This window comes from Legionella sheltonii, from assembly GCF_026191355.1.
Taxonomy (GTDB): domain Bacteria; phylum Pseudomonadota; class Gammaproteobacteria; order Legionellales; family Legionellaceae; genus Legionella; species Legionella sheltonii.
In genome coordinates, this window is sequence record NZ_JAPHOQ010000009.1 from 201,103 (window position 1) to 224,225 (window position 23,123).

A 23,123-nucleotide genomic window follows, 5' to 3' on the forward strand; every position below is an offset into this window, starting at 1 on the left:
AGATTTGTCGATTTGTAAATTCTTTTTGTTCATCATTACACCAATTTCTCATTTCAATTTAAGCCAAATTATCGAACATGCTAAAAAAAGCATCGATTTGAAGTTTCGTGCCAATTTTTCAAAGCGCGTAGCAATACTTCGAAAGTGTTTCAATCGAGCAAAAAGATTCTCCACCAAATGGCGTAATTTATACAAAGATGAATCAAACTCTGGGTTAGGTTTTTTACTGTTTGTTTTCCGAGGAATAACAGGGTTCATTCCCGCACTTCTGGCCTCTTCTCGAATATCCTCCGAGTCATAACCTTTATCGCCTATGAAATGATCTGCTGAGCCCACTTTTTCTATTATTTTACATGCAACTTGGGAGTCGTGGACTTGACCCCCAGTGATTTCAAAATCGATCGGATTTCCATGCGCATCGGCTGCAATATGAATCTTTGTAGTAGCTCCACCTCTAGACTTACCAATGGCTCGCTCTTCTCCAAGCCGAGATCCACTCGCATGCTGGTGAGCGCGGACGTAACTTCCATCGGTGAATACCCATTCCGTATCAATTTCGCCTCGTACATCAAAAAAAAATCTGCCCATAATCCTTTTGCAGCCCACCGATTGAAGCGATTATAAGCTGTTTTCCATGGACATAATTCTTTCGGAATATCGCGCCATGGCGCTCCTGTGCGTAGTTTCCATAAAATGGCCTCCATAACACTACGATCATTATTCCATTTATGGCAGCCGTGAAATCGCATTGTCTTTTCAAGTTGTATCCATATCTCATCAGTGAGTATTTGTCTTGGCATATGTGCCCCTAATTTTTTGCAAAATAGTCGCACATCAGGAGTAAAAGTCTACAGGATTTTAATTGTTTTTTTGATTTAAATTAAGACAAAATAAATGGTTGGTGGAATGATGAACAAAAAGAATTTACAAATCGATAAATCTGTTCAATTAATGGCTTTAAATTGAGGACACGCCCTAATAAGCGAGCGCTCAGAATAATAAGGGAGAAAGGATTTTGGTGAAAAAAATAATGGTGTTTCTCACCAGTCTTTTGGTGATGACTAATGTATTTTCTGCACAGCGTGTTGTCAATTTAGATGTGGCGTACAAGACCGTTTATTTTGCTGGGAAACCGCGAGTAGCAATTGCAGTAAATAATCAAATTCCAGCACCCACACTACGTTTTAAGGAAGGCGATGAGGTTACTATTAATGTGTCCAATCATATGGATAAACCTACATCAATCCATTGGCATGGTGTGTTAGTTCCTTGGCAAATGGACGGGGTGGAACATGTAAGTCAAGAAGCGATTCCACCAGGAGCTGATCTATCCCCACGAATTATGAGTTGAAATAAAGAGCGTCTCATGATCAAATGAGCGTCATTAAGACTCATGGAAATTAAAATGTTAGCTGTAGAAACCTATCTTTATAATTCGCTTACAGAATCATGTCCTGAAATTCATATATCACGATTGAATGCAGTAATGGATGTAGCATCAGGCTTAAGACATAGCCAAAACCTTTCATTAAGTGAATTAGGGAGGAACTTGCCTGGAGATGCAAAATTAAAAAATAAGATAAAGAAAGTTGATAGGCTGGAAGGCAATAAGGCACTGCATAATGAACTTTTTTCCATTTATCAAGGGTTATCAAGCTTTGTTTTTACTTACATCTCGCAAGATACAACCTTACCTTTGATTGTAGATATTTGCTGCTTAAAAGACGACCGAGAAATTCAAATGCTCAGTGCAGAAATAGCGTTAAAAGGTAGAAGTCTTCCTCTTTATCGAGAAGTGTATAGAGATACCGAAACAAAAGGACGAGCTAAGGACTTTTTAAAAGAGTTGAGTCTTTGTTTGCCCAAAAATCGTCGAGTAATCGTAATCATGGATGCCGGTTTTTATGAAGAATGGTTTAAAGAAATAGAAGCGCTGGGCTGGTATTGGCTAAGTCGTGTAAGAGGAGTTAAATCGGTACAATTATCCGAAGAACTGGGATGGAAACTCATTAAAGAACTAATCCCTGATATTAAATCTAAAACGACACATTATGAGCATGCTCTATTAACCAAAGAGCATACAAGACCTTGTAGGGTGGTTACAACCTATCGTAAGCCTAAGGGAAGAAAGGTAAAGACATCACGAGGAAAAACCACCTCGACACTGTCTAATGGAAGTTATAGTCAAGCTAATAAAGAGCCATGGATTTTGGCTACTAATTTACCATTGGATGTAGGGCCTACTGATATTATCAATCTCTATTTTAAAAGAATGCAAATAGAAGAATCGTTTAGAGATGTTAAAAGTCATCAATTCGGACTAGCAGGACGTTATGTGCGTACTCATTCAGTAGATAGATGGGGAGTAAAAATGCTTCTTGCTGCTATTGTGCAAATTACTTATTGGGTTATTGGAGTAATTGCACATAGTCAAAATAAACAACAATACTTCCAAGCCAATACGGTCAAAGATAAGAAAATATTCTCTTATTTTACCCTGGGTAAGCTTATGATTGAGCATAATCAGCTCTGTTCCTTAGCCCCTGACCCTAGAACCTTACAAGAGATTATAGAACAGGAGCTTAACCGTGTTTGGTAATTTCGTGGGGATCTTTCAGCATGCGCATGCAGTGAAGCAGGTTTAATACCAGATGTTTCCCCAAGTAAAGTCGCAGCTTGATGCAATAAATTGCGGGCTTTATCACGAAATGCCGCCAAAGTTAAGCCCATGATTGCCCCTCCACTTTTTGTGCAACCCACACATTCTGGCCATTATTTTGTTTGATGATTTTCCCCTCAAAATTTTGAAGAGTGTTTTCCGCGCGCAGCTTGCCACGTCTTGGAGGGACTGGTTTAACATCATCAGCGAAGCGGGTCATGGCATCGACCTGCTCAATGGTCAAACAACTGTCCCCCGCTGTGGCATTACAACTGAAATTGGAATTCATCGTGCCACAACCCGTCAAAAGGACTGATATGATAGGCATTAAGACAAACATAGAGCGTTTCATCGTAAACCTCCTGTTTCATTACGACTTAAGGTATTTACCTGGTCAATTTTCCCCAAGACCTCGGGAGGAACGGTAAAATTCATCTCAGAATTTTGGTTGTCCTCTTGACTTGCTATCAGTTCATGAGATTCTTGCTGTGCTTTGACTTGGTTCATTGCGTGTTGGCTCTTATCTTCATCCGGCTCTAAATAAAAGCCGTCTTTAAAGACGATGGTCACCACATTGCCAGAGCCTACCTGAATCACCGGATGGTATTGTTCTGCCCGCTTAACGTAGTACTGAGATAGTGTGTCAGCCGCTTTGGAAGCACCACCATAAGCAGCAAAGGGTGCGATTTGACTGCTTGGCACAACAGAAGTGGCGCCATAAGGACCAATGGCTTGCACGCTTTGCGCATATTGGGCTGCACTTGCAATACCCGATAACGCACCACTAACACCCGCCCAGGTCATTACTTTGTTATCACGCATCAGAGGCTTTCCTTTAATACCTACCTTGCCATTGAAAAACACCCATCCGGTTACTTCTTTATCGATTATCGGCTCACCAGGATGAGCGCACGATAGACGATAAAGCGTCCCATAAGCTCGTTCACTGGAAATATCCCCATAGGAATTAGCACTGACTCGGCACCCTCTTAAGCGTGAGCGCTGGCCATTAGGTAAAGTGCCGTCTTCCAGGAACTTAAAGAGCATCACACCATTGTTTTTTGATTGGCCATTCACGGAAGCATCAGCATCTGCCCCACCCAAAATAACTGCCCTCACTGATGTATTAGACGGTACGTAATGCGCAGGATTTAGATAAAAATTATGGTGTGTTTTGATGATGCGACGTTTAGGCCGAAAAGATACCGTATGAATGCGAGGACTTGCATCAGATAACACCGCCCCTCCATTCATTGCATTGTTCATGGCATAGGTGTTGGGGTTATGCCACAATTGTGGATTTTGTACTTGATTTAATTCTTGAGGGTTATTTTGCTGTTCTGAGTTAGTTTGTTTATCCTGATTAACCAAAGCCAGCTCTTGTACTTTAGAATTAAGTTCTTCTTTTTGCGCCTGCAACTCTTTTTGATGCGCCTCATCCATCGCTTTAATGTTTTGAGTCATTTCAATAATTTGCTTTTTTAATGATTCCAGCTCGGTTTGTTGTGCTGTAAGGGCATTATCAGCCACCGCATCAGTAAACGATTCCTCAACAATTCCAGTTAAGTCGACCGATTTTTTGGCGGTAAATTTCTTTTTGGGGCTACCGTCGGCTAATAGCACAATCATCATGGCAACAATAAAAAATAGACTGCCTCCAACCACAATCAATGTGCGCACTTGACGCCCTTTAACCATTTTATTCCATTGCCAGTTAGCCATGGCTTGCTCCTTGAACACGGTACAGCATGGCTTTTTCACCAGGGGCTAAGGATGGTTTGGAGAATTTAATGGCTAATGTTCCCTCTTTGGCAAACCACTCTTGCGCCAATTCCAAAGGCTCCTTGCCACCGTTATACAATTCAATCGTTTCGCCCTTTAACAGCTTGCCGTCCCAGGATTCTTTGGGTAAAAGCGTTAATCCTTTTGACCAGCGCTCTACTTTTCCAAATTGGCGTTTTACGCTTACATCTGCAAAAGGTTTTTGCTGCTCCATATGCGTGAGCATGGCAAGAATGGCTTCGGGAACGGCCTCTTGTGTGATGGTTTTAGGATTTGTCTTGATGGGGTTAGTCTTATTTGCTGTGACCACTGGTGATGATGGAACCAGCTCAATGGTCTTACCTAATGATTCTTCTCCATTTAAAGTCACTGAAAAATGCCGACCATTCTCTGTAGTCAGAAATAAAGTAAAGGGATTAGCGGCTGAGAGCATCACATAGACAGAACCATCCTGCTCATCACGCTTAATAGCCATAGCGTTGGGAGGAAACACCGCTTCCATGATTTTGTCGTTTTTAACCACAAGGCGGTTGTAATTGCCTTGGCTTAGGGTTAATGCAATATCGCTGTTGTCTTTTACGGGGATACTGTTCGCACCCATTGCAACCGTTGATAATAACGCCAATGCGATACTTAATGGTTTACGCATCTTCTTTCTCCTTTAAAAGCGAAAACTGGACTATAGACAGGCGACTGTCTTTATATTGGAACCGCAAGACATAGGTTTTACGCTCGTCATTTAATGCTTGAAGCCCTACAAACCGCTTCAAAATGCCTGAAACAACCACTGTGAGTTCATGTGGGTTGGCTTTATTTTTGTCGATATAAAAAATGGACGACATTTTTTTAGCTTTGATGACCTTGGCCTCATTGGTTAAAAGCCGTAGCATCTGGGTGTAATTTTGATGGTTTACATAGGAAAGCAGTCGCTGATGATTAGCATCCACGGTTTCTGGTGTGACGTTTAAACGTTCATTAACAAAATTTTCTGCCATGAGACTTAGATAATGGCCATCAACACTAGATGCTGATTTCACATAGGAAGGCTCGCCACTAAAGGGCGTTACCTCGATGGTATGGTGATTCCATGCTTTAAATAAAAAGCAAGACAACACGAGGTTAGACACCAAAAGGCCAAATACTAAAACCACCATCAGATTAAACCGCGCAGACAATTGGCTTAAGCGGCTTTGATAACTTTTAAAATCCATGTTCTCTCCTTATGCCACGTACACACGGTGGTGTGATAACGGTAATTTGGGCAGGAAAAATTGGGTGATAAAACTGGGTAAATACCAATAAGCCAGCACTAAAAGAGCTTTTGGACCCTCCCCTTTCTTCAAATACCGCAACCCACTTAACACACCCAATCCAAACATCGATACCAACACTTTTTGATTGGAGATGATGAGCAACATAAAACCTAGCCCCGCCACCACCAGCTCGTCCATGGTTAACGTCAAAACCCTTTTGGGCGCATCAATGTGGTTTAAGAATTGATAGTTCATGGTACTCATCGTTAACCCTCCTTTAAAAAACAAATGTTTTAAGTAAAAAGGCTGGAATAAAGGCAACCGCCGTCACACCAACAAACACCATGGGATTTTTGCTTTTTACAGCCATCGCCGTTGCCAGAATGATGTCCACCAAAATAAATATTTTCCAAAACATAGATCCGCTGCCTAATGAATCTTTGACATCGCCTTCTAATGCACGGGACAATAAATCATTCGCTAATACACTTTTTGAAAGCAGAGTGAACACGAGTATTGAACTTCCTTTTTGCATTAAACTGACAACCTTTTTACCTATTTGCATTATTTTCTCCTTTTTTAGATTGCAACAATCCCTTAAGCGCTTTTCGCCTAATTTTTAATCACAAAGCTTGAGTGTTTTTCTTTAACGAAATTAAATCGTCTTTTTAGGTTTGATGACTCATTAGAATATCCCCGATATGACTTTAACTAATCCCTGTTCTAAGGAGGCTCGTGCATCGACAAACTTTAAGTTGACCTTGTCCGCATTGGATACTACACGAGTTCTGTAGCGTTGATATTGGCTATCGCGCGATGATTTTTGGGAAGTCACGGTAGCGCTTCCGTTTTTTAAATGGGATTGGAACTGCTCATTGACTTTAATGCCCTTCCCTACTCTCTCACTGATTTGGACATCGGTTATCATGGTGTAATTCACAGCCTTGACCAAAGAATCAGCAGCCAAACCAATAACTCCACCCGCAAGGCCGCCGGCAATCATGCCCGTGCTTGACGCAGTCAAACTTCCCGCAGCAGTACCAGCTACCGCACCCGCAATGGCTGATCCGTAACCGCCACCTAATGCCGATTGACTTGCTGCAACACTCATTTTACCGATCTTAAGTACGTTGGCTTGCAATATATAGTGTGCTGAATTGGGGTTATTAACTACCTTATAACCATGGGCAATTAAGGCAGGTTTTAATTGTGGGGCAATATTCAATTCCTCGTCAGAGGTATTTTTTACTGAAACATATACTGTTTTCTGAGCGTTTGAGACTGGATCTAAAAAGATGGTTTCACTTTGTTTAGTGCTGACCTCTAGGGTGCGGTGTTCTAATGCGGTTTGTGTTGCAGCGCAACCTGTTAAAACAGCAACAGCGCTAGCTAGAAGAACATTTGATAGTATTCTATTTTTTGCGTTCATGCTTAATCCTTATTTTCCTGAGCTTTAATTTTTTCAAATATTTCCAATCGATGAACAGACATTGACTTTGGTGCAGACACTCCTACGTCAACTTTACCATCTATATTTTTAAGAATGGTGATACATATTTCCTCGGTAATCATGATGCTCTCACCTTCTTTTCTGGATAAAATCAACATCTCTATTTTTATTCCTTACTTAATGAAATCGCATGATCTAGCTCTGATATTGATCGATATTTTTTTAAGTGATCCTCCAAGCGCAAGGTGGCTTCTTGAATTTTTTTCCTATTTGATCTTTTTGAGGACATAGAAAGCATTTCATTGGATGCTTCCGATAACTGTAACGTGATATATACTTTTTTATAATTGTTATCCGATTTCAATTTTTGCTACCTCAATAATTGTTTGATTATTAATATCTTTAATAAATTTCTTGTAGTTAAGATAATTTTATTTGTCTCATCAGAACCAGTTAGTATTTATTAAAATTCCATGTATAATAAACGATAAATAAACACAACAAAAAAAAATAAACGATTTCGTTTTATAATAAACGAAATCGTTTATTTTGCAAGAGATTTATGGATATTAAATTAAAAATCGGTTCAAGAATTAAAGAATCACGGAAAAATAAAAATCTATCCGCCGTGCAATTAGCTGAAAGGACAGGCTTTTCTGCTCAAAGAATTAGCAATTGGGAGCGAGGGGCTAGAACTCCTAAATTTAAAGATGCAGAAATTCTCGGCAATGCTTTAGGTGTTTCCCCAACATGGTTATTATTTTTAGATCTTGATCAGCCCACCAAAAAAAATAACTTTCAAACAATCCCTATAATCAACTCCAATAAAACAGAAGACTCTCTACCGATCCCTCTATCCATACGAGAAAAAATAAGCTCCAATGATTTTTCATTTATTATCGAAGATAAGAGCATGTTCCCCAGCTACAACGAGGGCGATATAGTTACCTTTTGTCATGAGGAACAAAGTGACTGTGATTTAGTTTTAATGAAAATTAAAGCTACTGGCGAGAACTTATTTAGAAAAATAAGTTACTCTGACAATGCCTACACTTTCTCACCTATTAACTCAGATTGGCCACAAATCAGGTTTGAATCTCAAGAAATGTTCCAAATATTAGGCTGGTTAAAAAATGGGATTAAAGTATTCTATTAATTAATAGAAAGCGTACTCCCGAGGTTTACTATCAAAGAAACCTCATCCGTAGAAAATCCCTTTTTTAGAATAAGCTTTTTTAACGAGATACCCAAGATCCCTGATAACGAAACGGGATTATGTTCGGTCATATTCAATATTGTATCAATGATATGAGCTGCAATATTTTCTCCTTTAATAACATTTTCACTAATAATCTTCATGATAAAATCCTTATTCACTACACAGCTAAATCATTCTATGTTTGACAAACATGTTGCAATTAAAGCACAATACCTTTGTCATTTATATCAATAATTTTTATAGCAAAAACGCAAATCAGGATTTTAAAAACACAAATAGAACAGGATTTGATTAATAATGGAATCTTTTAGAAATTTTACCAAAGTATATTGGGATGAAATAAAACATGAAGTCAAACAATCAAATCCTGAGTTCTTTTTTTTAGTTGATGAATTATCGCCAGGAAACGATTTCCCTCTTTATATTTTTAATTTTGGATACGGGGATTTGATTGGTGATTCAGAAACATTTTATATTCCCCACCAAGGACAATTAAAAACTCTCAACCATTTTTCGACAGTAGATCCAATAACCAAAGATCTGTTTTATGGATTTCATAGCTGCCCTTTAGGACTCGTCTTAGATAAATGCTTTGAGTGGTATTTAAGAGGTAATTCCGAAAATGAAACCCATCCTGTCTATATAGATAAAAAAGGAGATTTTTTTAATATTGGGCACGTTACTCAAATAAAGCCACTTAAACGATATTTGCCTAATGGCATACTATCCGTAAAAGCAGGTGCTCAAACCTCTCATGTAATTCAGAATATCGGGTGTAAAAGAAGTCTTAATCGTCTTGCAAGATCAGGAATTCATTGTGATGCACCTAAGACTTATCATGATCATAGTGACTTTTTTAAAAAAATTTACCAATCTTGTACTTCGGAAAATAAATGGCACGCATCCATAGTTTATTTCTCTGAAAAATGGGTTGAAAATATTCTTAATAATCCTGAATGGATAAATATTAATAAATATTTCTTTAAATACTATCTGCATTATTATGCCTATACCTACTATGGAGACTACTATCAACACATTTTCAGAGTTGCTTTTGATAAATCAAATTTAGAAAGAGATTTTTTTATTCAAGATGCAGCTAAATATATATTTGAAATCCTGATAGGTGAAAAATATGGGTTTGCTTTTACAAATACAGATGAGTTATTGCCTAGTACCTGGATTAAACACGTTTTAAAAGATATATATAATTTAAAAACCGAACCATCTATAATGGTTCCTCAAAAACACATTGAAAAAAAACCTGTTTATTTTTCACTTCAACATCCTATTTTTAGAACCTATCAAGGACTTTCGAGAAAAAAGGCTACCCTAATTTCCGAACTTGAAAAGATATATATAGTTTCTAATAAATATAAAGAACTTTTTTCATCTAAACATGAGGAATGGGCAGACACTATACTTTCGGAAAAGGCAGAAAAAGTTCAGTTTTCCTACTACCATGGGTTTGAACATAAAAATTCTTGGCTTTCAGATGTTAATCAATTAATAAAAAACGACTCAATGATTAATCATTTAAATATTGACGATTTTTGCCAAGATGCGTCCTTTTTTAAAGGATGCATCTCAATAACCAGCTAAAAATCTATTTCTTTTTAGAATCAAAGACCAAGTAGGCACTAACCAAGCAAAGCAATGAAGATATTGTCCAAGCACTTTTAGCATTAAAATAGTACATAGCAAATCCAGATACCAAAGGACCAATCATCATTCCTAATGCATATGAACTACGCCAGGCACCTATTCCTAATCCGCTATGGTTAGAACTGCCATATTGATGACATAATGCCACAGAATGCGCCATAAACAGCATCTCTCCAATAGTAAAAAACACTAGAGAGCAAAACATTTCTAGCATTGTTGAAGAAAACCCCATCGCAAAAGTAGAAACTCCGAGCAATATACAACCAATACTAGCAATCACATGCTTATTAAAGCCCTCTATGCTTTTTGATAGCTTTACTTGAAATAATGCTATTAACACTGGATCTGTTGCAAAAAAGAAACCAATGATAAATGAATTCCCTATAGTTTCATTTAGATGAACCCCAAGTACAGTTTTCTGTATTCCATATGTTAAACCTATAAAAAATACTGAAAGCAACATTGGAACGAGAGAACTATAGATAGTTTCAATTTTTTCTTTATTATTTGCATTGGTAAGTTTAACAGCATCATCATGTACTTCTAACCTTAGAAATACATAGGCAGAAAATAATATAAATGACAATCCGACTAAAAGCATAACGGATTTAAAATAATTTTGCGCCAAAATCATTATCAAAACCATTGCAACTATACCACCTGCATTTTCTAATGCATTTTTATATGATTGAGCAACAGTTAGACTATGATTAGTATTCTTCGATATTTGTAGAAATGATGCGTTACTGCAAGTAATAAATAAATTAATTCCAAACCCCATCAACAATACGAACAAAATAGATATATGGAAGGAACTCAATTTACCTAAAAAAGCAAAAGCTATCCCTATTAGTAAAAAACTGCTCCCAATTAAATTTTTTGCTTGGATTTTTCCTGTAAAATATCCACCAAATATACTACCAAATATTGCACCTACCCCCATTGAAAACCCTAAAAACCCTATATTGAGCTTATCAAAATTAGTGCTTGCACTAAAATAATATGCAATATGGTAAGATAATCCCCCGCCAATAGCTTCTATAAAAATAAGAGCTAATAATAATTTACATGTTATTGGCAAATCCCCAAAAGAAAATCTTATCTTAGGAGAGCTGACTGTTAAGCTCATGATGATCCCTCTCTTTAAATATAAACTGTATCTACCTTGCAACTTGATTTAATAATTTTAAAGCTTGAGCATTTGGTTCCCTTTGTTTTTTGTCAGGAGGAATATATAAAGTAGATAGTGTTGTTAACTCTTGGGCATCTAATTCATATAAATTAAAGTTAGTTATTTTAGGATTAGTACCTGGATATAAAGCAGATTCGTAGATAATGGCTTTTTTATCATTTTCATAGATACAGAGCAATTTTCTCTTTATAAATCTGATTGCTTCCATATTTATTTTATTGGTTGGCAACCCCAAATTACCAACCATACCAATTTGGTAAATAATAATATGAGAAGAAGAATCCACCAATTTATCATACAAAAGGTATTCCGTAGCATCAAAAGTTTGAACGCCGCCAGAAGCAGGATCAAATTTTAGATCAGAATATAAGCAATCTTGAGCTGATATTCCTGGACAAACTACCGTCTTAATATTTTTATCAATATCTGATAAAGCTAATAATCCAGGGGTGGCAAATACACATGGATGACCATATATTACGACGCATAAAGAGTTAACCCCATCCAACTCTAATTGAATTTCTTGTGCAATATTTTTATACGCACACTCTCTCAACTCAGATCTAAAATAAATAGGCGCTAATGATCTACAAGATTTCGATAGCTTATCAATATAAGCTTCAAGTAAAGGCTCATTTACTAAATACAACACTTTATCGCAGCTGCATATATAACCTTTCGCCTCTTCTGTTATATGGGAAATAGTTTTAATTCCTGAGCCAACTAACGCCAATAATTTCACAAATCTTATCCCATCAGTGGAAACACATGGCTCATATCTGAAAAGGGTATAACATGACTCATATCTGAAAATTCATTTTTTTGTGCTATCAAATTCCTGACTTCATGCGAATCAGAATTCTTGTAAGCTTCAATTAAATTCTGGCTCAAAATTGAATTTTCTAAAATTGATAAATCAATCAATGGATTTTTTGCTAATACCTCAACTATGTCTAATAACTCCATAATACCTCCTAATACAGAGCAAATGATTTATTATATATATTGTAACGACTTAAAGTAAGCTTTCTAAAAACTCTGATTCTCATACAAAAATTTCACAAACACCGAAAACCATAACATTATGTAATATAATGTTATATGGATTTATATAATATTATATTTTTTAAATATCATCTTTCAAATCACATAGTAGCTACAATATTTAATTACATATTACAGCTATGTAATATTACATCACATCGAGCAATATCACATAATATTATATTATGTGATATTATATTATGTGATATGCTTATTTTCTTAAGTAAGAGCCTTCCATATTGGATACTTCATCAAAAGAATGCCCCTCTCTTTTCTTAATCTCATTTAAGCCCAAATAAATAAGATAGTTAAACAATGCAACATCACCACCATTACAATATTTTTTAATATCTTGATCTAATTCATCCAAAATATAAAATGCTTTTGTTGTATATTTCTGGTCCTTCCTGTTACATCTGCCTGTAAGATGGAATTTAGGCTCATTCTTCTTAACAGCGTTATTAACTGCCATCTCATCATGAACCACACTTACATCTTTTTCCTCATGAAGAGCATCAAGCTCTTCCCGTGCCTTACTTAATTTCTCCTTCAATGAAGAACCGCCAAGAATGGAAGGGTGGCGCTTGTTATCATTTGCCATATTTATACCCCAACCAATTGATTAGCATTCTTTTTAATTTGTGCACATAAGATAAGCTCCTCTGCAAGAGCCTTAAATTGAAGATGATTATCACATCCTGGCATGTACGAACCAACCCAAGAACCACGAGAAACAGCTCCAGTCATATTGACACTATTAGTTATTTTAGTTTCAAATGACTCTCCAGTTTCACTAAGATTTTTTAGTAAATCTTTTGTCATCATGGTGTTTTTAACTATCCTGCTAGCCAAAAACCTGTAAGGCTTCCCAACTAATAAAGCGCATTCCGCCGCACTTACCAAAGCATTAGTATCTAATGCAGATGGTGAGGAAGGAATAATACAATAATCAGCAAGATATGCAGCCTTTAATGCAGCCCCTTCAAAATTAGGTGGGGTATCCAATATAACAACATCGTAATTTTTTGTTAAATTTTCCACTTTGGGTTTTGGGTTACCATCAAATAAAGGAATAACCAATTCCGTTAATTCAGAACCCAAATCTGCCCACATAATAGCATCTGGTTTTTCCTTATCCATATCGCATGTAACAGATGAAAACCCCATTTCCCTTAAAGCCATCATTATATTTATTGCTGTAGATGTCTTTGTTGCACCGCCTTTGCTTTGCAATATTGCAATTACTTTTCCAGCCATATCCATACCTTATTTTTTATTATATACACCTACATACTACACGAATAAATCAACATAAGTAAATATAATTTTATATTATATAATATAACTTAATACTACATGACATTAAAAACCCACTCCAAAAAACATAACATGATGTTTTTATTGGAAAATTAATTTATAACATGATCTAATATAATATAACATCAAATAATTTGATCTAAGTATCCTTAAGTAATGATCGCATTTATGTAATATTTTTTGTTGATCGTAACGTTACATTAGGTTAATCTAATTTTTATGAATCTAAGAGAATACATATATCAATACCCGAAAGGCAAAAGAATGCTAGCAAGAAAAATAATTGCTAACGCATTAAATGTCTCAGAGTCGGCTATAAAAACGTGGGAACTTGGCATGAGAAAACCAAGGCCTAAGTATGCTGCTGCACTTGAATTAATAACAGAAGGAAAAGTATCTATACAAGAATTACTAGGATAAGAACAACCAGTTATGGAGAGTTGGCCCTCCCCATAACTGAAAATCATTTAGCTTGGAACGAAGCTAAACACCAAAAATCATCAAGGAATAACTAGTTCCATCGAAATTTTTGGATCCATCCACTGGTTATTTTAGCTTTGTTCCCCAAAAAAAACAATAAGATAAGGATATTATCTATGGGGAACCTTTGTTCAATTTTTCACCTGAGATTTAAAAGTCTCATGAAAGTAATTCCATCTGCCCGAAAAGCGCAATTAGTAGATTACATACTGCTCGGCTGGCAAACCAGTACGTACACATTAAGAAACTCTGACCGTAAATGGTTCATGAAACCCTATGCCGAAATCGTAGAAGATACCGGCATTCCCAAAAGCACTTTAGAACGGTACATCAAAGAATTAGTTGAAGAGGGTTTTATTGAACGACGTCAGGCGCTTTATAGCAGAACGAAAGAGCAGGGGGGCTTTGAAGTAAAAAAAGGCAATTACATTCACATTACCGATAAACTACTCGCACTGATTAAACCTTCCAAACCTGTTCCAGAGGCGCCACCGGCTGCTGCAACAGATATCCACAATGACTCAAAGGATCCTTATCAAGAAGACAATCAAGAACAGGATAATAAAGAACCAGAATGCAAAGAAGTTGATATAAATGAGGGGATCGATCCCCTCAAAATGAGGGGATTATATATAAGAGATCTTTATCCTTCTTTTCTTATTAATAATATTATTTTTAAAAAATTAACCCGTTCTGTGGATAAAACAACACTTCAGCGGTTAACCCAACAATTCGATGCCATTCAAAATTTACTTTATTCAGAAATTAAAGAAGAAATCCCTGATGAAGTTAAAAAACTAATATTAGGAACTTTTTTTAATTTAACGTTTCAACACAAAAAACAGTTTTCATCACCAGCACAATTAACAGCGGAATACATATTTGCACTATTGAACATCGAGTTTTATTTCCCTGATGTGACGTGTTTTAAACATCGAAACAACATTCTTGCCAAAATGATTCGTACCAATCAGTGGAAAACTCCTAAAGGATTTTATAAACACTTTTATCTTGGACAAGATTTTAAAGACCAACAAGAATTGCGTGAAAAACGATGGAAAAAACAAAAGAATAACGAAATGAATCCTAACCATGAACAAGTTGAAGAACAACAACAAGACGAGCAACTAATTCAACTAGAAGCTCAAATGCTTGAGAAAAGTACGCAGCTTGATGCACTCATGCAAAGTATTTATGAACAATCAAGTGAAGAAGTAATAAATACTATTCGAGAACGCATTCAAGACGTCAGGCGTGAATTAGAGCACCTATGGTATCAGCAGTCTCTCATTGAACAACAATGTCAACAGGAGCTGTTAAATGATCAAAAACAGTGCGCTTAAACATAGCAGGTTATTAAAAACTGGATGGACACTATGCATCAACGCTTCATTAAGTTATCCACATTTTCTGAGGATAACCTTGTGGATTTGATGCATAAAAGAATACGTGATGTAAGGATTGATTAAAATATACTCTCTTTTAATGTGCATCGATGACTGATGGTCTATAGGTTTTAATACATTTTAGGGGTATTTGATTTTTGTATAAGAAAGCCACCAAAAAAAAAGAATGACTGAACATAATTTATTCGATAGAATGATCAAGATTTAACCGTTCGAAGGAAAAGCGCCCGGTTGATTGTTGTTTCAAACCAAATTAAGGAAACGTGGTAATGAGTAACATTCTGAATATTAAAAATCAATTTTCCCCCTCAATGAGCAACCTTAAGACCTTATGTTCAGGGTTTTTATACGGTGCCTCAAAAACCAAAAATACACCTCAATCCAATACGTAAAAAAGGTACTGGTAATTAACTCAATAATTAAGAGGTTATCCGTTACCCTGCTGATTTTATGCTTGATCTGAAAATCAAGTGACACCATTTCGATTTAAAAAAAGTGGATGACCCATTCGTTGTAAGGAAGAATCATGTCGTATCAAAAAGTGGAACTTGAGTTAGCTTCTGAACTCCATCAAGCAGAACACACGGAGCAAGACATTCTTGCTCAGAAAACAAAAAAAGATAAAGAACGTTTTGAAAAGATGGTAACGACTCAAAATAAAATACAAAAAATCAAAGTAGATCTGAATCAATTGATTCAATCAATGAATAACAATCCTAGTTGGCTGTCTCGTGCTGCAAGTTTTTGGAATGAAATTCCCTTGTGGCAAAAAATTACCGCAGGTGCAGTGCTCACCATACCTCTTTTGATGATTGGACTCATGGCAAATCTTGCAGCCCTTATTACGCTCAGTATTGTTACTGGAATTATTTATGCGGCAAGTCACATCCTTCTTGAAAATCATCAAAACCAAAACACCAACAACACCAAACATTTAAACGCAGGAATATCAAGTCTTGTTGACCTGCTGGATACGGTTATTTCAACTTTAGATCTCTTACGCGAACAACTAGCTCTTGAAATCGATGCATTCCAGAAAGAAAATTCGCGCCTAACCCAAAATGTGGATCAATTTTGTGAGCAAATTAATACATTAAAATCAGAAATCAGTAAGCTTAATGACACCGAAAAGGCACTGCGTGCGACTCAGATTGAACTCGAATTGATTGCCAAAACGCTTAAAGGCTCTATTGAGGAACAGTCTCAAATTTTAGAAAACACTCAAAAGGAATTAGAGCAGGTTGTTCTGGCATATAAAGACAATCAGAATCAGTTATCTGAAAAAATTAAAGAGCTTGATGAAGTTAAAGTAAAAATGAGTAAAGAGGTTGATCAGGCACAAACACTGTCCCTTGTTCTAAGAAGTACAGTAGAAGCCCTATCAAAAACGGTCATCGCAGATGAAGAGCAACGTACCTCATTTCAATTAAGACTCAATGAGTTCCTAACTAATAAAGAAAAGAGCTTTGATCAGGTAGCGGAGCGAATATGCGAAGCCGAACGCAAACTCTCTGTTGTTACAAAACAATTAGAAGAAAGTAATCAGAGATATCGCAAGCTTTTAGACCGGCAGGAACAGCAGATTATTCGTCTGGAACAAATTGATGTGGTTCAACCCGAAGAGGTGCAGGAATCGTTTGATGGTGTTAAGCCAAGCATTAATGGGTTTTATGCAATAAAAAATGAACCTTCATTTTTTTCTGCTCCTACCCATAGGACTCCGATGGTTGCTGTAGTATAACCGGTGTTTTTTTTGCAATTATTTTGAACTAAAACGAGTAAATCAATATGGAAATAAGAACAGTAGCCTTTGAATCTGAGTTAATTATTACATTAGAGAACAATCAAAAGGTGGTGATTACCCCTTTTAAAACCCAGGAACCTGGACATTTTAAACTGGGAATTGATGCACCTAAACAGGTTACTGTGAACAGGCAGGAAATTTATTTAAGAAAACAGGAACAGTTAAAGAAAAAGCAAGAGCAGACACCAACCGATCCCTAATGGCTTTTGCTACGTGGGAATAAATTCATTAATTAACTGGCGAATATTTTTTAGTGTTATCTCATTTTGGATAAATAAATGAAACACTCCTGTTCGAGTGTATGAAATAATTTTTTATTTATGGGGCTTTCCTTTGAAGCCAGCCATCAATGTAGGTGAGGGTTTCTTCAATAGTACTTACTGCCTGTATATAAAGTGCTTCAAATAAGTCACGTTGCCCTGTTTTCCAGTAGCGCTCAACATACTGACAGGCATATTTCATACGAATGGTTCCTACATAAACCGCTCCGCCTTTGATTTTGTGAGCTGTTTTTTCAACTAGAGGATAATCCTTCTCTTCAAATGCTTTTTTCATGTACCCTAAGTCTGATGGAAGTTCTTTAGTCATTAGGGTTAATAATTCTTTTAACATGTCTTGAGTTGTACCGTTTTTCAATGCTTCTTCACTATTTAAGATAGGGAACTGGTTTAGTTGAAACATCTCATCATCATTATCAGGCAAGTCGCGTCTTGCTTTGGGGGATTCAACCGTTGGTGTTTCATGTGGCTTGGGAATAAACGACTTGAGGATATCTGTAGCATGTGCCTGAGTTAGGGGTTTTGTTAATACCGCATCCATTCCAGCCTCAATGCAACGTTGTTTGCTTTCATCACCACCGTGCGCGGTGAGTGCTATGATGGGAATATGTTTGGTTACACTGGTTTTTGAACGAATAAAGTGTGTGACTTCATAACCATCCATACCTTCACCTAAGCCAATGTCCATAAAGATTAAGTCATAATCGGTTTTATCATAAAGAGCCAGTGCGTCCACCCCACTGGATGCGACATCAACCTGACAATCCATTTTTGATAAAAGTGCTTTGGCTACAGTTTGGGCAATAAAATTATCTTCTACCACTAATATTTTATGCTTGGCTTCGCATTCTAAATTATTTTGGGGCTTTGGTGCTGTTATATGATGGTGTAAGGGGAGCATGTAGGGTTTTTCCAGTTTTAGATCTTCATCTTGAGTGATGCCGGATGCATCATCTAAAAGTGCTGCTTGCATGGGAATAAGGCAGGTAAATACTGTTCCCTTGCGTGGTTCGCTGTCAACATAGATTTCACCGCCTAGCTCATCAATAAATTGTTTCACGACATAAAGCCCAAGTCCTGCACCTTTATATATGCCTTGATAAGAGGGGGTTAGCCTTTTGAATTGCAGATAAATTTCTTGCTGTTTCTCTTTAGGAATACCTATTCCAGAATCAGCAACTGTTATTTTAATTATTAATTCACGATGTTCTTTTTTTGCCAAAACCACGTTGATGCTTACATGTCCTGTATCTGTAAAGTTCAGTGCGTTTCCTATTAATTCAAGAGCAATGCGGTGCAGTCTGATTTTATCGCCTATGACAAAGTGAGGCAGTGTTTTGTCTAAAGAAAGGGATAATGCCAATTTTTTTTGATGTGCACGTGCCTGGTATAAAGCAACCACCTGTTCCAGGGTTTGCGCCAGATTGAATTTTCGTTTCAGCATGGGTATTTCACCAGAGCTTACTCTAACTGCTTCGAGTACTTCATCCATTAAATCAAGTAATGCATGGCTTGAGGCGATGAGGTTATCAGCGTATTCTTTGATTCGTGGTTCATTGGATTCAGATTTTAACAGTTCAGAAAATCCAACGATGCCTGAAAGTGGAGTTCTGATGTCATGGCGCATATTAGCAAGAAATTCTGTTTTGGCATTATTTGCTGTTTCAGCTGCATTTTTAGATTTTTTAAGTTCTTCTTCCATCATTTTTCGATCCGTGATATCAAAAGAGATCCCTAAAAGCCCTATCACCTGGTTGAGCTCATTATAAAGCGGGGATTTCTTCGAAATCACTATCCGACTATCCCCATTTTTTATAATTTCTTCTTCGACCTCGATGGTTTTTCCAAAAGACAATACTTGATTATCGACCTCCCAAAACTGATCTGCTTTGTTTTTGGTTGATAAGTCGTAGTCTGTTTTTCCTATGATCTCATCACAATGACTCAAGTTGAGATCTTGAGCTTGAGCAAGATTGCACCCTAAATATCGGCCTTGATTGTCTTTCCAGTACACGTGTTCTGGAAGGTTAGTCAATATGTGTTTTAAAGCAATGTCATTGGGGGAATTTGGTTTGATAGGAATAGGGTGGTTCGGATCATCAATAACCAAAGATAAAATTCCCACCAATCGATTCTGTTCGGATAAGGGGATTTTGTAGTAGTTTATGACGATTAGTTGCTCACCTTGATAAACTGGCTCTTCAAAATGGAGAGCGGTTTTTGATTTCAAGATGCGTTGGTAGATGCCATCTAATGTATTCATCAAATTAGGATGTTTTTGAACTAGGGGAAGGGTGGCATTAGTCTGGTTAACAATATCCTTTGGTTCTTTTAATCCCCAAAGTAGGGCTTGTGAATGGGTGCATGCGATGTATTCACCTTCTTTATTCTGGAGGTAAGCATATCCAGGTATCAGAGGGAGAATATGCTCTAGTAATGACACCACTTGATTTATTTTCATCCAGTCAATCCATCCTCTTAGTTAACCGTCTGCTAAACTAAGTATACTCCTTAAATAACCATACCCTTTACTGTATTTTTATCGTCTGGTGTGTATCTTTCTTTATGGTACTGCAATAAATATGCTGTAGCACAAATAATTTCGGATTGTCGCTGGTGCAGCCTAGAATATTTGCCTTAATTTTTAGATGCGCCAAATGATGAGCTCTTTTTTGAATAGTCGCTAATTGTTGGACGGATAACCGTGTTCGCTCTGAAATTAAGGTTTCATAATGGTTGTCTCTATAGGCACTCAGTGTTTTTCCAGAATATTGGGGATGTGCAGCATTATTAGATAGAATTACTTCCTTAATTCCTATAGAGAGTAATTGTTCCTGTATGTCTTTAAGTGCAGCGCTATGAGATTTACGTGAACCGTACATGACCATGCAGGGTTCATCTTGAGCATTATACTGGTCTATTAATTCAAAATTGTGTGTGGTTTTTGAACCTTTTAAAAATAAGGGTATTCGTGTTCTTTGGGCTGGCGTGATGACATCGACCAAAAACAACATATTGGCGTTTTTCTCTATCATATGCAATACAATAATTTCGGTTACGCAATAACAGGGTAAGACCATACGTCCTTCATCTGCCTGGTGATGCACCAGGGGTAATATGGATTCCAACTCCTGGGATTCGGGCAGTTCTTTTACCAGGTTGAATATGAAATCGCAGGACAGTTCGGACAGTCTTTTTTGGTAAAAATGCCCTAGTTTTTTAGCGAAACTACGGGATAAGGAAAGTTCTTCTTCGATAGCTGCAAAATTAATTGCCATTGGGATATGGTTATCATCGACCACGTGATAATGACATAAAAAAAAGGAGCTAAACAAAAATAAGGCATCATCAGATAAAGGAATAAGACATTTTAACTCTTTAAAAAAATCGATCAGGGTTATTGGATTGCGAATGAAATCAGATCGTTCGTTTTTATGCTGTTTCAGCGCCAGATGGAACTGTTTTGCCTGCATGGACAATATTTTTATTCCATCTAACACACGGGTTTTTAGTGTCAAAACCTGCTCTAAAAAATGATGTGATGAATAAGTAGCAAGATAATAGATCTTGTAGGCTCTGATTTGGCAAAGTGTTTCCCCTACCTGGGCATCAAATCGAGAAAGTTCATTTTTTTCAAAATAACAAAGTGCATGATGTAATTGGTGGAGTAGTGCACTCATCAACTCGATGATGCTTATTTTCTGAGTAATGTCTTTGATGACAATGTAGGGATCATAAGGGAGTAAAGCCAGGTTTGTTTGATTTATTTCCATATCCAGTTCCGTAGAGTGACTTTAAGAGCGGGATATCATAACACATGGGTAAAATATAATCACTAAGTTTTTTAATTAATCACCTGTTGTATTGGTTGTCGTTAAGGTTATTTCTTTTCTTATATAACGATAATAAATAATCAAGAGGGATACTGTGCCGCACGTGATAATACTTAAAAGATAACCACCAGCAAGGAGATAATCGTCAACATAAAGACCGTGGAGTAGGGTAAATAACTGGATTACATTAAATCCTGCAAAAGTAATCAAGGAAATACCTTTGGTTGATTTAGTGCGAATGAGTGAGATGATTTGAGGGATGAATAATGCTGCATTAACAATTAAGCTGATTGAGAATCCATATTGTACGATATGTTCTGCTAATGACATGATTATCCTTAATAAGAGTGGCGTGTAATTATTATATTCTGTTTCTTGTCAAAAGGGATTTCAACTTTTGTGTATACAGATTACTACATCAGCAAATTAATGGATGAGGTCATCATTTATGTCTGTTCTCGATAGGTTGTGGCATGTATGCATGTTTGGTACAGCACCTCTACACGTTGAACAGCAAGGCAATCCAGCGATGGTTTCGATTTAGTAAAATAAATTTTAAAAAATCAGCGGCATTTGATGAATATCATGAAATGGATATTGAACCTCTGGAGTTGGTCTTGATGGTGATCTAACCCGTTTCTTATGTGTTGTAGTCTTTCTTTTTTGTGCGGTCACTGGTTTTTCTGTAATACATGCCCATAGTACCATGGTTTGATATAGAAGATCCTCTGTGTCATAGGATACAGGATGATAACCACGTTGATTTCGTTCTTTTGCCATGAGGCAAAAGTGTTCACAAGCATCAGAAAAGCATTCAAAAGCAATAATGCGGCTTTGTCCTGGTCTTGATTTGATCCGTCCATTGGATATGCAAAGCGTCCAGTCACCTAATAAATCCTGTTCCAGGCGAATGACGTAATAGCGTGTTGCCTTTTCAAAACGGGCGGTATGAAAACACGCTTTTGTTTTAAAGTTAAGGTAAAGAACCCAGGGTAGGGTGGTGAACCAGGGATTCATTACCAGGATTTACCAGTTGCAGGCTCTATGATGCTCATTTCTGTAAATCCATTGCGACAATCGGCAATCGATTCGGCCTCATGCATCACATCATAAAGAGTTTTATCCAAGTCTTTATCATTGGTATAGGGAACTTTCAAAATGTACTCCCAGCCATCCTTGTCTTTTTTCACCATATCAAAAGACGAAAAGCAGTATTGCTCGATTTGCCGTCTGGATTCATTTTTTCCACGCACAAACTTATTGTTGTTTTCTACTCGTAACCAAACCTCAACGACTGCAATTTTTTGAGTTCCTTGGCTTCCTGGAATTGTTTTTTCTGGATTATCCTGGCGATGAGTTTTAAGGATACGATAAACAGAGGCAATTCCCATGTTGAGTTTTTTAGCAATCGCGGTGCGTGTGTACCCCTGATTGATTAACTTCATGACCTCATCGGTTTTTGAGCGTGCAGTGGGTTTCCGGCCTTTGTACTTGCCTTCGCGCTTGGCACGCTCAATGCCTTCGAGCTGCCGTTCACGGCGAAGATTGGTTTCAAACTCAGCAAAAACACCGAGCATATCCAAAAAGAATTTACCGGAAGCATTGGAGGTATCCACGGGTTGTTCCAGTGCTTTCAAGTGGATTTCTTTTTCTTTTAAGTAATGCAGTAAGGTCTGTAAATCGAGAATGCTTCGGGTTAATCGGTCAATTCGGGTTACTACCAAGGTATCGCCTTCACGAA

The 23,123-nt window shown here is 37.0% G+C and carries 29 protein-coding genes; 8 read left to right on the top strand and 21 right to left on the bottom strand.

Annotated features, from left to right (window positions below; translation table 11 throughout):
* Positions 1-48: 48 nt before the first annotated feature.
* A protein-coding gene (locus tag OQJ26_RS11880; RefSeq protein WP_416209942.1) for an IS5 family transposase occupies positions 49-800 on the bottom strand; the annotation gives its coding sequence in 2 pieces (ribosomal slippage) (positions 49-599 and positions 599-800; 753 coding nt in all).
* Positions 801-1,057: 257 nt separating this feature from the next.
* On the opposite strand from OQJ26_RS11880, the gene OQJ26_RS11885 reads away from it, so the two are divergent.
* Positions 1,058-1,351, top strand: a complete 294-nt coding sequence (locus OQJ26_RS11885) for a multicopper oxidase domain-containing protein (protein ID WP_416209960.1) — start codon at positions 1,058-1,060, stop codon at positions 1,349-1,351.
* Between the two features lie 42 nt (positions 1,352-1,393).
* The gene (locus OQJ26_RS11890; protein WP_265702028.1) at positions 1,394-2,599 is read left to right on the top strand and encodes an IS4 family transposase; all 1,206 of its coding nucleotides are present in this window, start codon (positions 1,394-1,396) and stop codon (positions 2,597-2,599) included.
* Between the two features lie 121 nt (positions 2,600-2,720).
* Here the strand turns inward: OQJ26_RS11890 and OQJ26_RS11895 are convergent, their stop codons facing one another.
* From OQJ26_RS11895 to OQJ26_RS11935, 9 genes are all read right to left on the bottom strand, one after another.
* Positions 2,721-3,011: a conjugal transfer protein gene (locus OQJ26_RS11895; protein WP_265703985.1), complete on the bottom strand. Its 291-nt coding sequence runs from the start codon at positions 3,009-3,011 to the stop codon at positions 2,721-2,723.
* On the bottom strand, positions 3,008-4,381 hold the full coding sequence (locus OQJ26_RS11900; protein WP_265703986.1) for a TrbI/VirB10 family protein: 1,374 nt from the start codon (positions 4,379-4,381) through the stop codon (positions 3,008-3,010). Before OQJ26_RS11900 ends, OQJ26_RS11895 begins: the two co-directional genes overlap by 4 nt.
* The gene (gene traK / locus OQJ26_RS11905; RefSeq protein WP_265703987.1) at positions 4,374-5,090 is read right to left on the bottom strand and encodes a type-F conjugative transfer system secretin TraK; all 717 of its coding nucleotides are present in this window, start codon (positions 5,088-5,090) and stop codon (positions 4,374-4,376) included. Before traK ends, OQJ26_RS11900 begins: the two co-directional genes overlap by 8 nt.
* A complete protein-coding gene (traE, locus tag OQJ26_RS11910) occupies positions 5,083-5,652 on the bottom strand; it encodes a type IV conjugative transfer system protein TraE (protein ID WP_265703988.1) in 570 nt (189 codons plus the stop codon). The genes traK and traE overlap by 8 nt, the downstream gene beginning before the upstream one ends.
* 9 nt (positions 5,653-5,661) lie before the next feature.
* Positions 5,662-5,958 (bottom strand): type IV conjugative transfer system protein TraL, encoded by a 297-nt coding sequence (gene traL / locus OQJ26_RS11915; RefSeq protein WP_265703989.1) that lies wholly within the window; start codon positions 5,956-5,958, stop codon positions 5,662-5,664.
* A gap of 13 nt (positions 5,959-5,971) precedes the next feature.
* Complete coding sequence (locus OQJ26_RS11920; protein WP_063230501.1) at positions 5,972-6,259, bottom strand: hypothetical protein; 288 nt, start codon at positions 6,257-6,259, stop codon at positions 5,972-5,974.
* A 120-nt stretch (positions 6,260-6,379) separates the two neighbouring features.
* Positions 6,380-7,123 (bottom strand): complement resistance protein TraT, encoded by a 744-nt coding sequence (locus OQJ26_RS11925; RefSeq protein WP_265703990.1) that lies wholly within the window; start codon positions 7,121-7,123, stop codon positions 6,380-6,382.
* 2 nt (positions 7,124-7,125) lie between these two features.
* Positions 7,126-7,302, bottom strand: coding sequence for a carbon storage regulator (locus OQJ26_RS11930; RefSeq protein ID WP_265703991.1), 177 nt, complete (start codon positions 7,300-7,302; stop codon positions 7,126-7,128).
* 8 nt (positions 7,303-7,310) lie between these two features.
* Positions 7,311-7,508 carry a TraY domain-containing protein gene (locus OQJ26_RS11935; protein ID WP_265703992.1) on the bottom strand — a complete coding sequence of 66 codons (198 nt, stop codon included), beginning with the start codon at positions 7,506-7,508 and terminating at the stop codon, positions 7,311-7,313.
* A 198-nt stretch (positions 7,509-7,706) separates the two neighbouring features.
* Here OQJ26_RS11935 and OQJ26_RS11940 point away from each other — a divergent pair, with 198 nt between their 5' ends.
* Positions 7,707-8,300: a helix-turn-helix domain-containing protein gene (locus tag OQJ26_RS11940; RefSeq protein ID WP_265703993.1), complete on the top strand. Its 594-nt coding sequence runs from the start codon at positions 7,707-7,709 to the stop codon at positions 8,298-8,300.
* Here the strand turns inward: OQJ26_RS11940 and OQJ26_RS11945 are convergent.
* Positions 8,297-8,503 carry a hypothetical protein gene (locus OQJ26_RS11945; protein WP_265703994.1) on the bottom strand — a complete coding sequence of 69 codons (207 nt, stop codon included), beginning with the start codon at positions 8,501-8,503 and terminating at the stop codon, positions 8,297-8,299. The two genes, OQJ26_RS11940 and OQJ26_RS11945, sit on opposite strands and share 4 nt — an antisense overlap.
* Positions 8,504-8,660: 157 nt before the next feature.
* Between OQJ26_RS11945 and OQJ26_RS11950 the strand changes: the two genes are divergently transcribed.
* Positions 8,661-9,965, top strand: coding sequence for a hypothetical protein (locus tag OQJ26_RS11950; RefSeq protein ID WP_265703995.1), 1,305 nt, complete (start codon positions 8,661-8,663; stop codon positions 9,963-9,965).
* A gap of 4 nt (positions 9,966-9,969) precedes the next feature.
* Here OQJ26_RS11950 and OQJ26_RS11955 read toward each other — a convergent pair whose 3' ends face one another.
* The 5 genes from OQJ26_RS11955 to OQJ26_RS11975 all read right to left on the bottom strand — a co-directional run bounded on the left by OQJ26_RS11955 (position 9,970) and on the right by OQJ26_RS11975 (position 13,521).
* Positions 9,970-11,157, bottom strand: coding sequence for an MFS transporter (locus tag OQJ26_RS11955; protein ID WP_265703996.1), 1,188 nt, complete (start codon positions 11,155-11,157; stop codon positions 9,970-9,972).
* Positions 11,158-11,188: 31 nt separating this feature from the next.
* The gene (locus OQJ26_RS11960) at positions 11,189-11,962 is read right to left on the bottom strand and encodes an SAM-dependent methyltransferase (protein WP_265703997.1); all 774 of its coding nucleotides are present in this window, start codon (positions 11,960-11,962) and stop codon (positions 11,189-11,191) included.
* A gap of 5 nt (positions 11,963-11,967) precedes the next feature.
* On the bottom strand, positions 11,968-12,186 hold the full coding sequence (locus OQJ26_RS11965; RefSeq protein ID WP_265703998.1) for a hypothetical protein: 219 nt from the start codon (positions 12,184-12,186) through the stop codon (positions 11,968-11,970).
* Positions 12,187-12,475: 289 nt separating this feature from the next.
* On the bottom strand, positions 12,476-12,865 hold the full coding sequence (locus tag OQJ26_RS11970; protein WP_265703999.1) for a hypothetical protein: 390 nt from the start codon (positions 12,863-12,865) through the stop codon (positions 12,476-12,478).
* Positions 12,866-12,867: 2 nt separating this feature from the next.
* Positions 12,868-13,521, bottom strand: coding sequence for a ParA family protein (locus OQJ26_RS11975; RefSeq protein ID WP_265704000.1), 654 nt, complete (start codon positions 13,519-13,521; stop codon positions 12,868-12,870).
* A gap of 324 nt (positions 13,522-13,845) precedes the next feature.
* On the opposite strand from OQJ26_RS11975, the gene OQJ26_RS11980 reads away from it, so the two are divergent.
* From OQJ26_RS11980 to OQJ26_RS11995, 4 genes are all read left to right on the top strand, one after another.
* A complete protein-coding gene (locus tag OQJ26_RS11980; protein WP_265704001.1) occupies positions 13,846-14,001 on the top strand; it encodes a helix-turn-helix domain-containing protein in 156 nt (51 codons plus the stop codon).
* A 221-nt stretch (positions 14,002-14,222) separates the two neighbouring features.
* Entirely contained in the window at positions 14,223-15,404 is a 1,182-nt protein-coding gene (locus OQJ26_RS11985; RefSeq protein ID WP_265704002.1) for a helix-turn-helix domain-containing protein, read from the top strand.
* Between the two features lie 589 nt (positions 15,405-15,993).
* Positions 15,994-17,208, top strand: a complete 1,215-nt coding sequence (locus OQJ26_RS11990; RefSeq protein WP_265704003.1) for a LegC2/C7 family Dot/Icm T4SS effector — start codon at positions 15,994-15,996, stop codon at positions 17,206-17,208.
* A gap of 47 nt (positions 17,209-17,255) precedes the next feature.
* Positions 17,256-17,471, top strand: a complete 216-nt coding sequence (locus OQJ26_RS11995) for a carbon storage regulator (RefSeq protein ID WP_265704004.1) — start codon at positions 17,256-17,258, stop codon at positions 17,469-17,471.
* A gap of 118 nt (positions 17,472-17,589) precedes the next feature.
* Here the strand turns inward: OQJ26_RS11995 and OQJ26_RS12000 are convergent, their stop codons facing one another.
* The 5 genes from OQJ26_RS12000 to OQJ26_RS12020 form a co-directional block, all read right to left on the bottom strand.
* Complete coding sequence (locus tag OQJ26_RS12000) at positions 17,590-20,010, bottom strand: PAS domain-containing sensor histidine kinase (protein WP_265704005.1); 2,421 nt, start codon at positions 20,008-20,010, stop codon at positions 17,590-17,592.
* Between the two features lie 67 nt (positions 20,011-20,077).
* Positions 20,078-21,322, bottom strand: a complete 1,245-nt coding sequence (locus tag OQJ26_RS12005; RefSeq protein ID WP_265704006.1) for a hypothetical protein — start codon at positions 21,320-21,322, stop codon at positions 20,078-20,080.
* A gap of 75 nt (positions 21,323-21,397) precedes the next feature.
* The gene (locus OQJ26_RS12010; RefSeq protein ID WP_265704007.1) at positions 21,398-21,712 is read right to left on the bottom strand and encodes a SemiSWEET family sugar transporter; all 315 of its coding nucleotides are present in this window, start codon (positions 21,710-21,712) and stop codon (positions 21,398-21,400) included.
* Positions 21,713-21,937: 225 nt separating this feature from the next.
* Positions 21,938-22,399 (bottom strand): WGR domain-containing protein, encoded by a 462-nt coding sequence (locus tag OQJ26_RS12015; RefSeq protein ID WP_265704008.1) that lies wholly within the window; start codon positions 22,397-22,399, stop codon positions 21,938-21,940.
* The coding region (locus tag OQJ26_RS12020; protein ID WP_265704009.1) for a recombinase family protein at positions 22,399-23,123 on the bottom strand (725 nt) is incomplete at its 5' end. The genes OQJ26_RS12015 and OQJ26_RS12020, both read right to left, overlap by 1 nt.

Coding starts and splice junctions, on each gene's coding strand:
- OQJ26_RS11885 (WP_416209960.1), top strand. CDS start 1,058: ATGACTAATGTATTTTCTGCACAGCGTGTTGTCAATTTAGATGTGGCG.
- OQJ26_RS11890 (WP_265702028.1), top strand. CDS start 1,394: ATGGAAATTAAAATGTTAGCTGTAGAAACCTATCTTTATAATTCGCTT.
- OQJ26_RS11895 (WP_265703985.1), bottom strand. CDS start 3,011: ATGAAACGCTCTATGTTTGTCTTAATGCCTATCATATCAGTCCTTTTG.
- OQJ26_RS11900 (WP_265703986.1), bottom strand. CDS start 4,381: ATGGCTAACTGGCAATGGAATAAAATGGTTAAAGGGCGTCAAGTGCGC.
- traK (WP_265703987.1), bottom strand. CDS start 5,090: ATGCGTAAACCATTAAGTATCGCATTGGCGTTATTATCAACGGTTGCA.
- traE (WP_265703988.1), bottom strand. CDS start 5,652: ATGGATTTTAAAAGTTATCAAAGCCGCTTAAGCCAATTGTCTGCGCGG.
- traL (WP_265703989.1), bottom strand. CDS start 5,958: ATGAGTACCATGAACTATCAATTCTTAAACCACATTGATGCGCCCAAA.
- OQJ26_RS11920 (WP_063230501.1), bottom strand. CDS start 6,259: ATGCAAATAGGTAAAAAGGTTGTCAGTTTAATGCAAAAAGGAAGTTCA.
- OQJ26_RS11925 (WP_265703990.1), bottom strand. CDS start 7,123: ATGAACGCAAAAAATAGAATACTATCAAATGTTCTTCTAGCTAGCGCT.
- OQJ26_RS11930 (WP_265703991.1), bottom strand. CDS start 7,302: ATGTTGATTTTATCCAGAAAAGAAGGTGAGAGCATCATGATTACCGAG.
- OQJ26_RS11940 (WP_265703993.1), top strand. CDS start 7,707: ATGGATATTAAATTAAAAATCGGTTCAAGAATTAAAGAATCACGGAAA.
- OQJ26_RS11945 (WP_265703994.1), bottom strand. CDS start 8,503: ATGAAGATTATTAGTGAAAATGTTATTAAAGGAGAAAATATTGCAGCT.
- OQJ26_RS11950 (WP_265703995.1), top strand. CDS start 8,661: ATGGAATCTTTTAGAAATTTTACCAAAGTATATTGGGATGAAATAAAA.
- OQJ26_RS11955 (WP_265703996.1), bottom strand. CDS start 11,157: ATGAGCTTAACAGTCAGCTCTCCTAAGATAAGATTTTCTTTTGGGGAT.
- OQJ26_RS11965 (WP_265703998.1), bottom strand. CDS start 12,186: ATGGAGTTATTAGACATAGTTGAGGTATTAGCAAAAAATCCATTGATT.
- OQJ26_RS11970 (WP_265703999.1), bottom strand. CDS start 12,865: ATGGCAAATGATAACAAGCGCCACCCTTCCATTCTTGGCGGTTCTTCA.
- OQJ26_RS11975 (WP_265704000.1), bottom strand. CDS start 13,521: ATGGCTGGAAAAGTAATTGCAATATTGCAAAGCAAAGGCGGTGCAACA.
- OQJ26_RS11980 (WP_265704001.1), top strand. CDS start 13,846: ATGCTAGCAAGAAAAATAATTGCTAACGCATTAAATGTCTCAGAGTCG.
- OQJ26_RS11985 (WP_265704002.1), top strand. CDS start 14,223: ATGAAAGTAATTCCATCTGCCCGAAAAGCGCAATTAGTAGATTACATA.
- OQJ26_RS11990 (WP_265704003.1), top strand. CDS start 15,994: ATGTCGTATCAAAAAGTGGAACTTGAGTTAGCTTCTGAACTCCATCAA.
- OQJ26_RS11995 (WP_265704004.1), top strand. CDS start 17,256: ATGGAAATAAGAACAGTAGCCTTTGAATCTGAGTTAATTATTACATTA.
- OQJ26_RS12000 (WP_265704005.1), bottom strand. CDS start 20,010: ATGAAAATAAATCAAGTGGTGTCATTACTAGAGCATATTCTCCCTCTG.
- OQJ26_RS12005 (WP_265704006.1), bottom strand. CDS start 21,322: ATGGAAATAAATCAAACAAACCTGGCTTTACTCCCTTATGATCCCTAC.
- OQJ26_RS12010 (WP_265704007.1), bottom strand. CDS start 21,712: ATGTCATTAGCAGAACATATCGTACAATATGGATTCTCAATCAGCTTA.
- OQJ26_RS12015 (WP_265704008.1), bottom strand. CDS start 22,399: ATGAATCCCTGGTTCACCACCCTACCCTGGGTTCTTTACCTTAACTTT.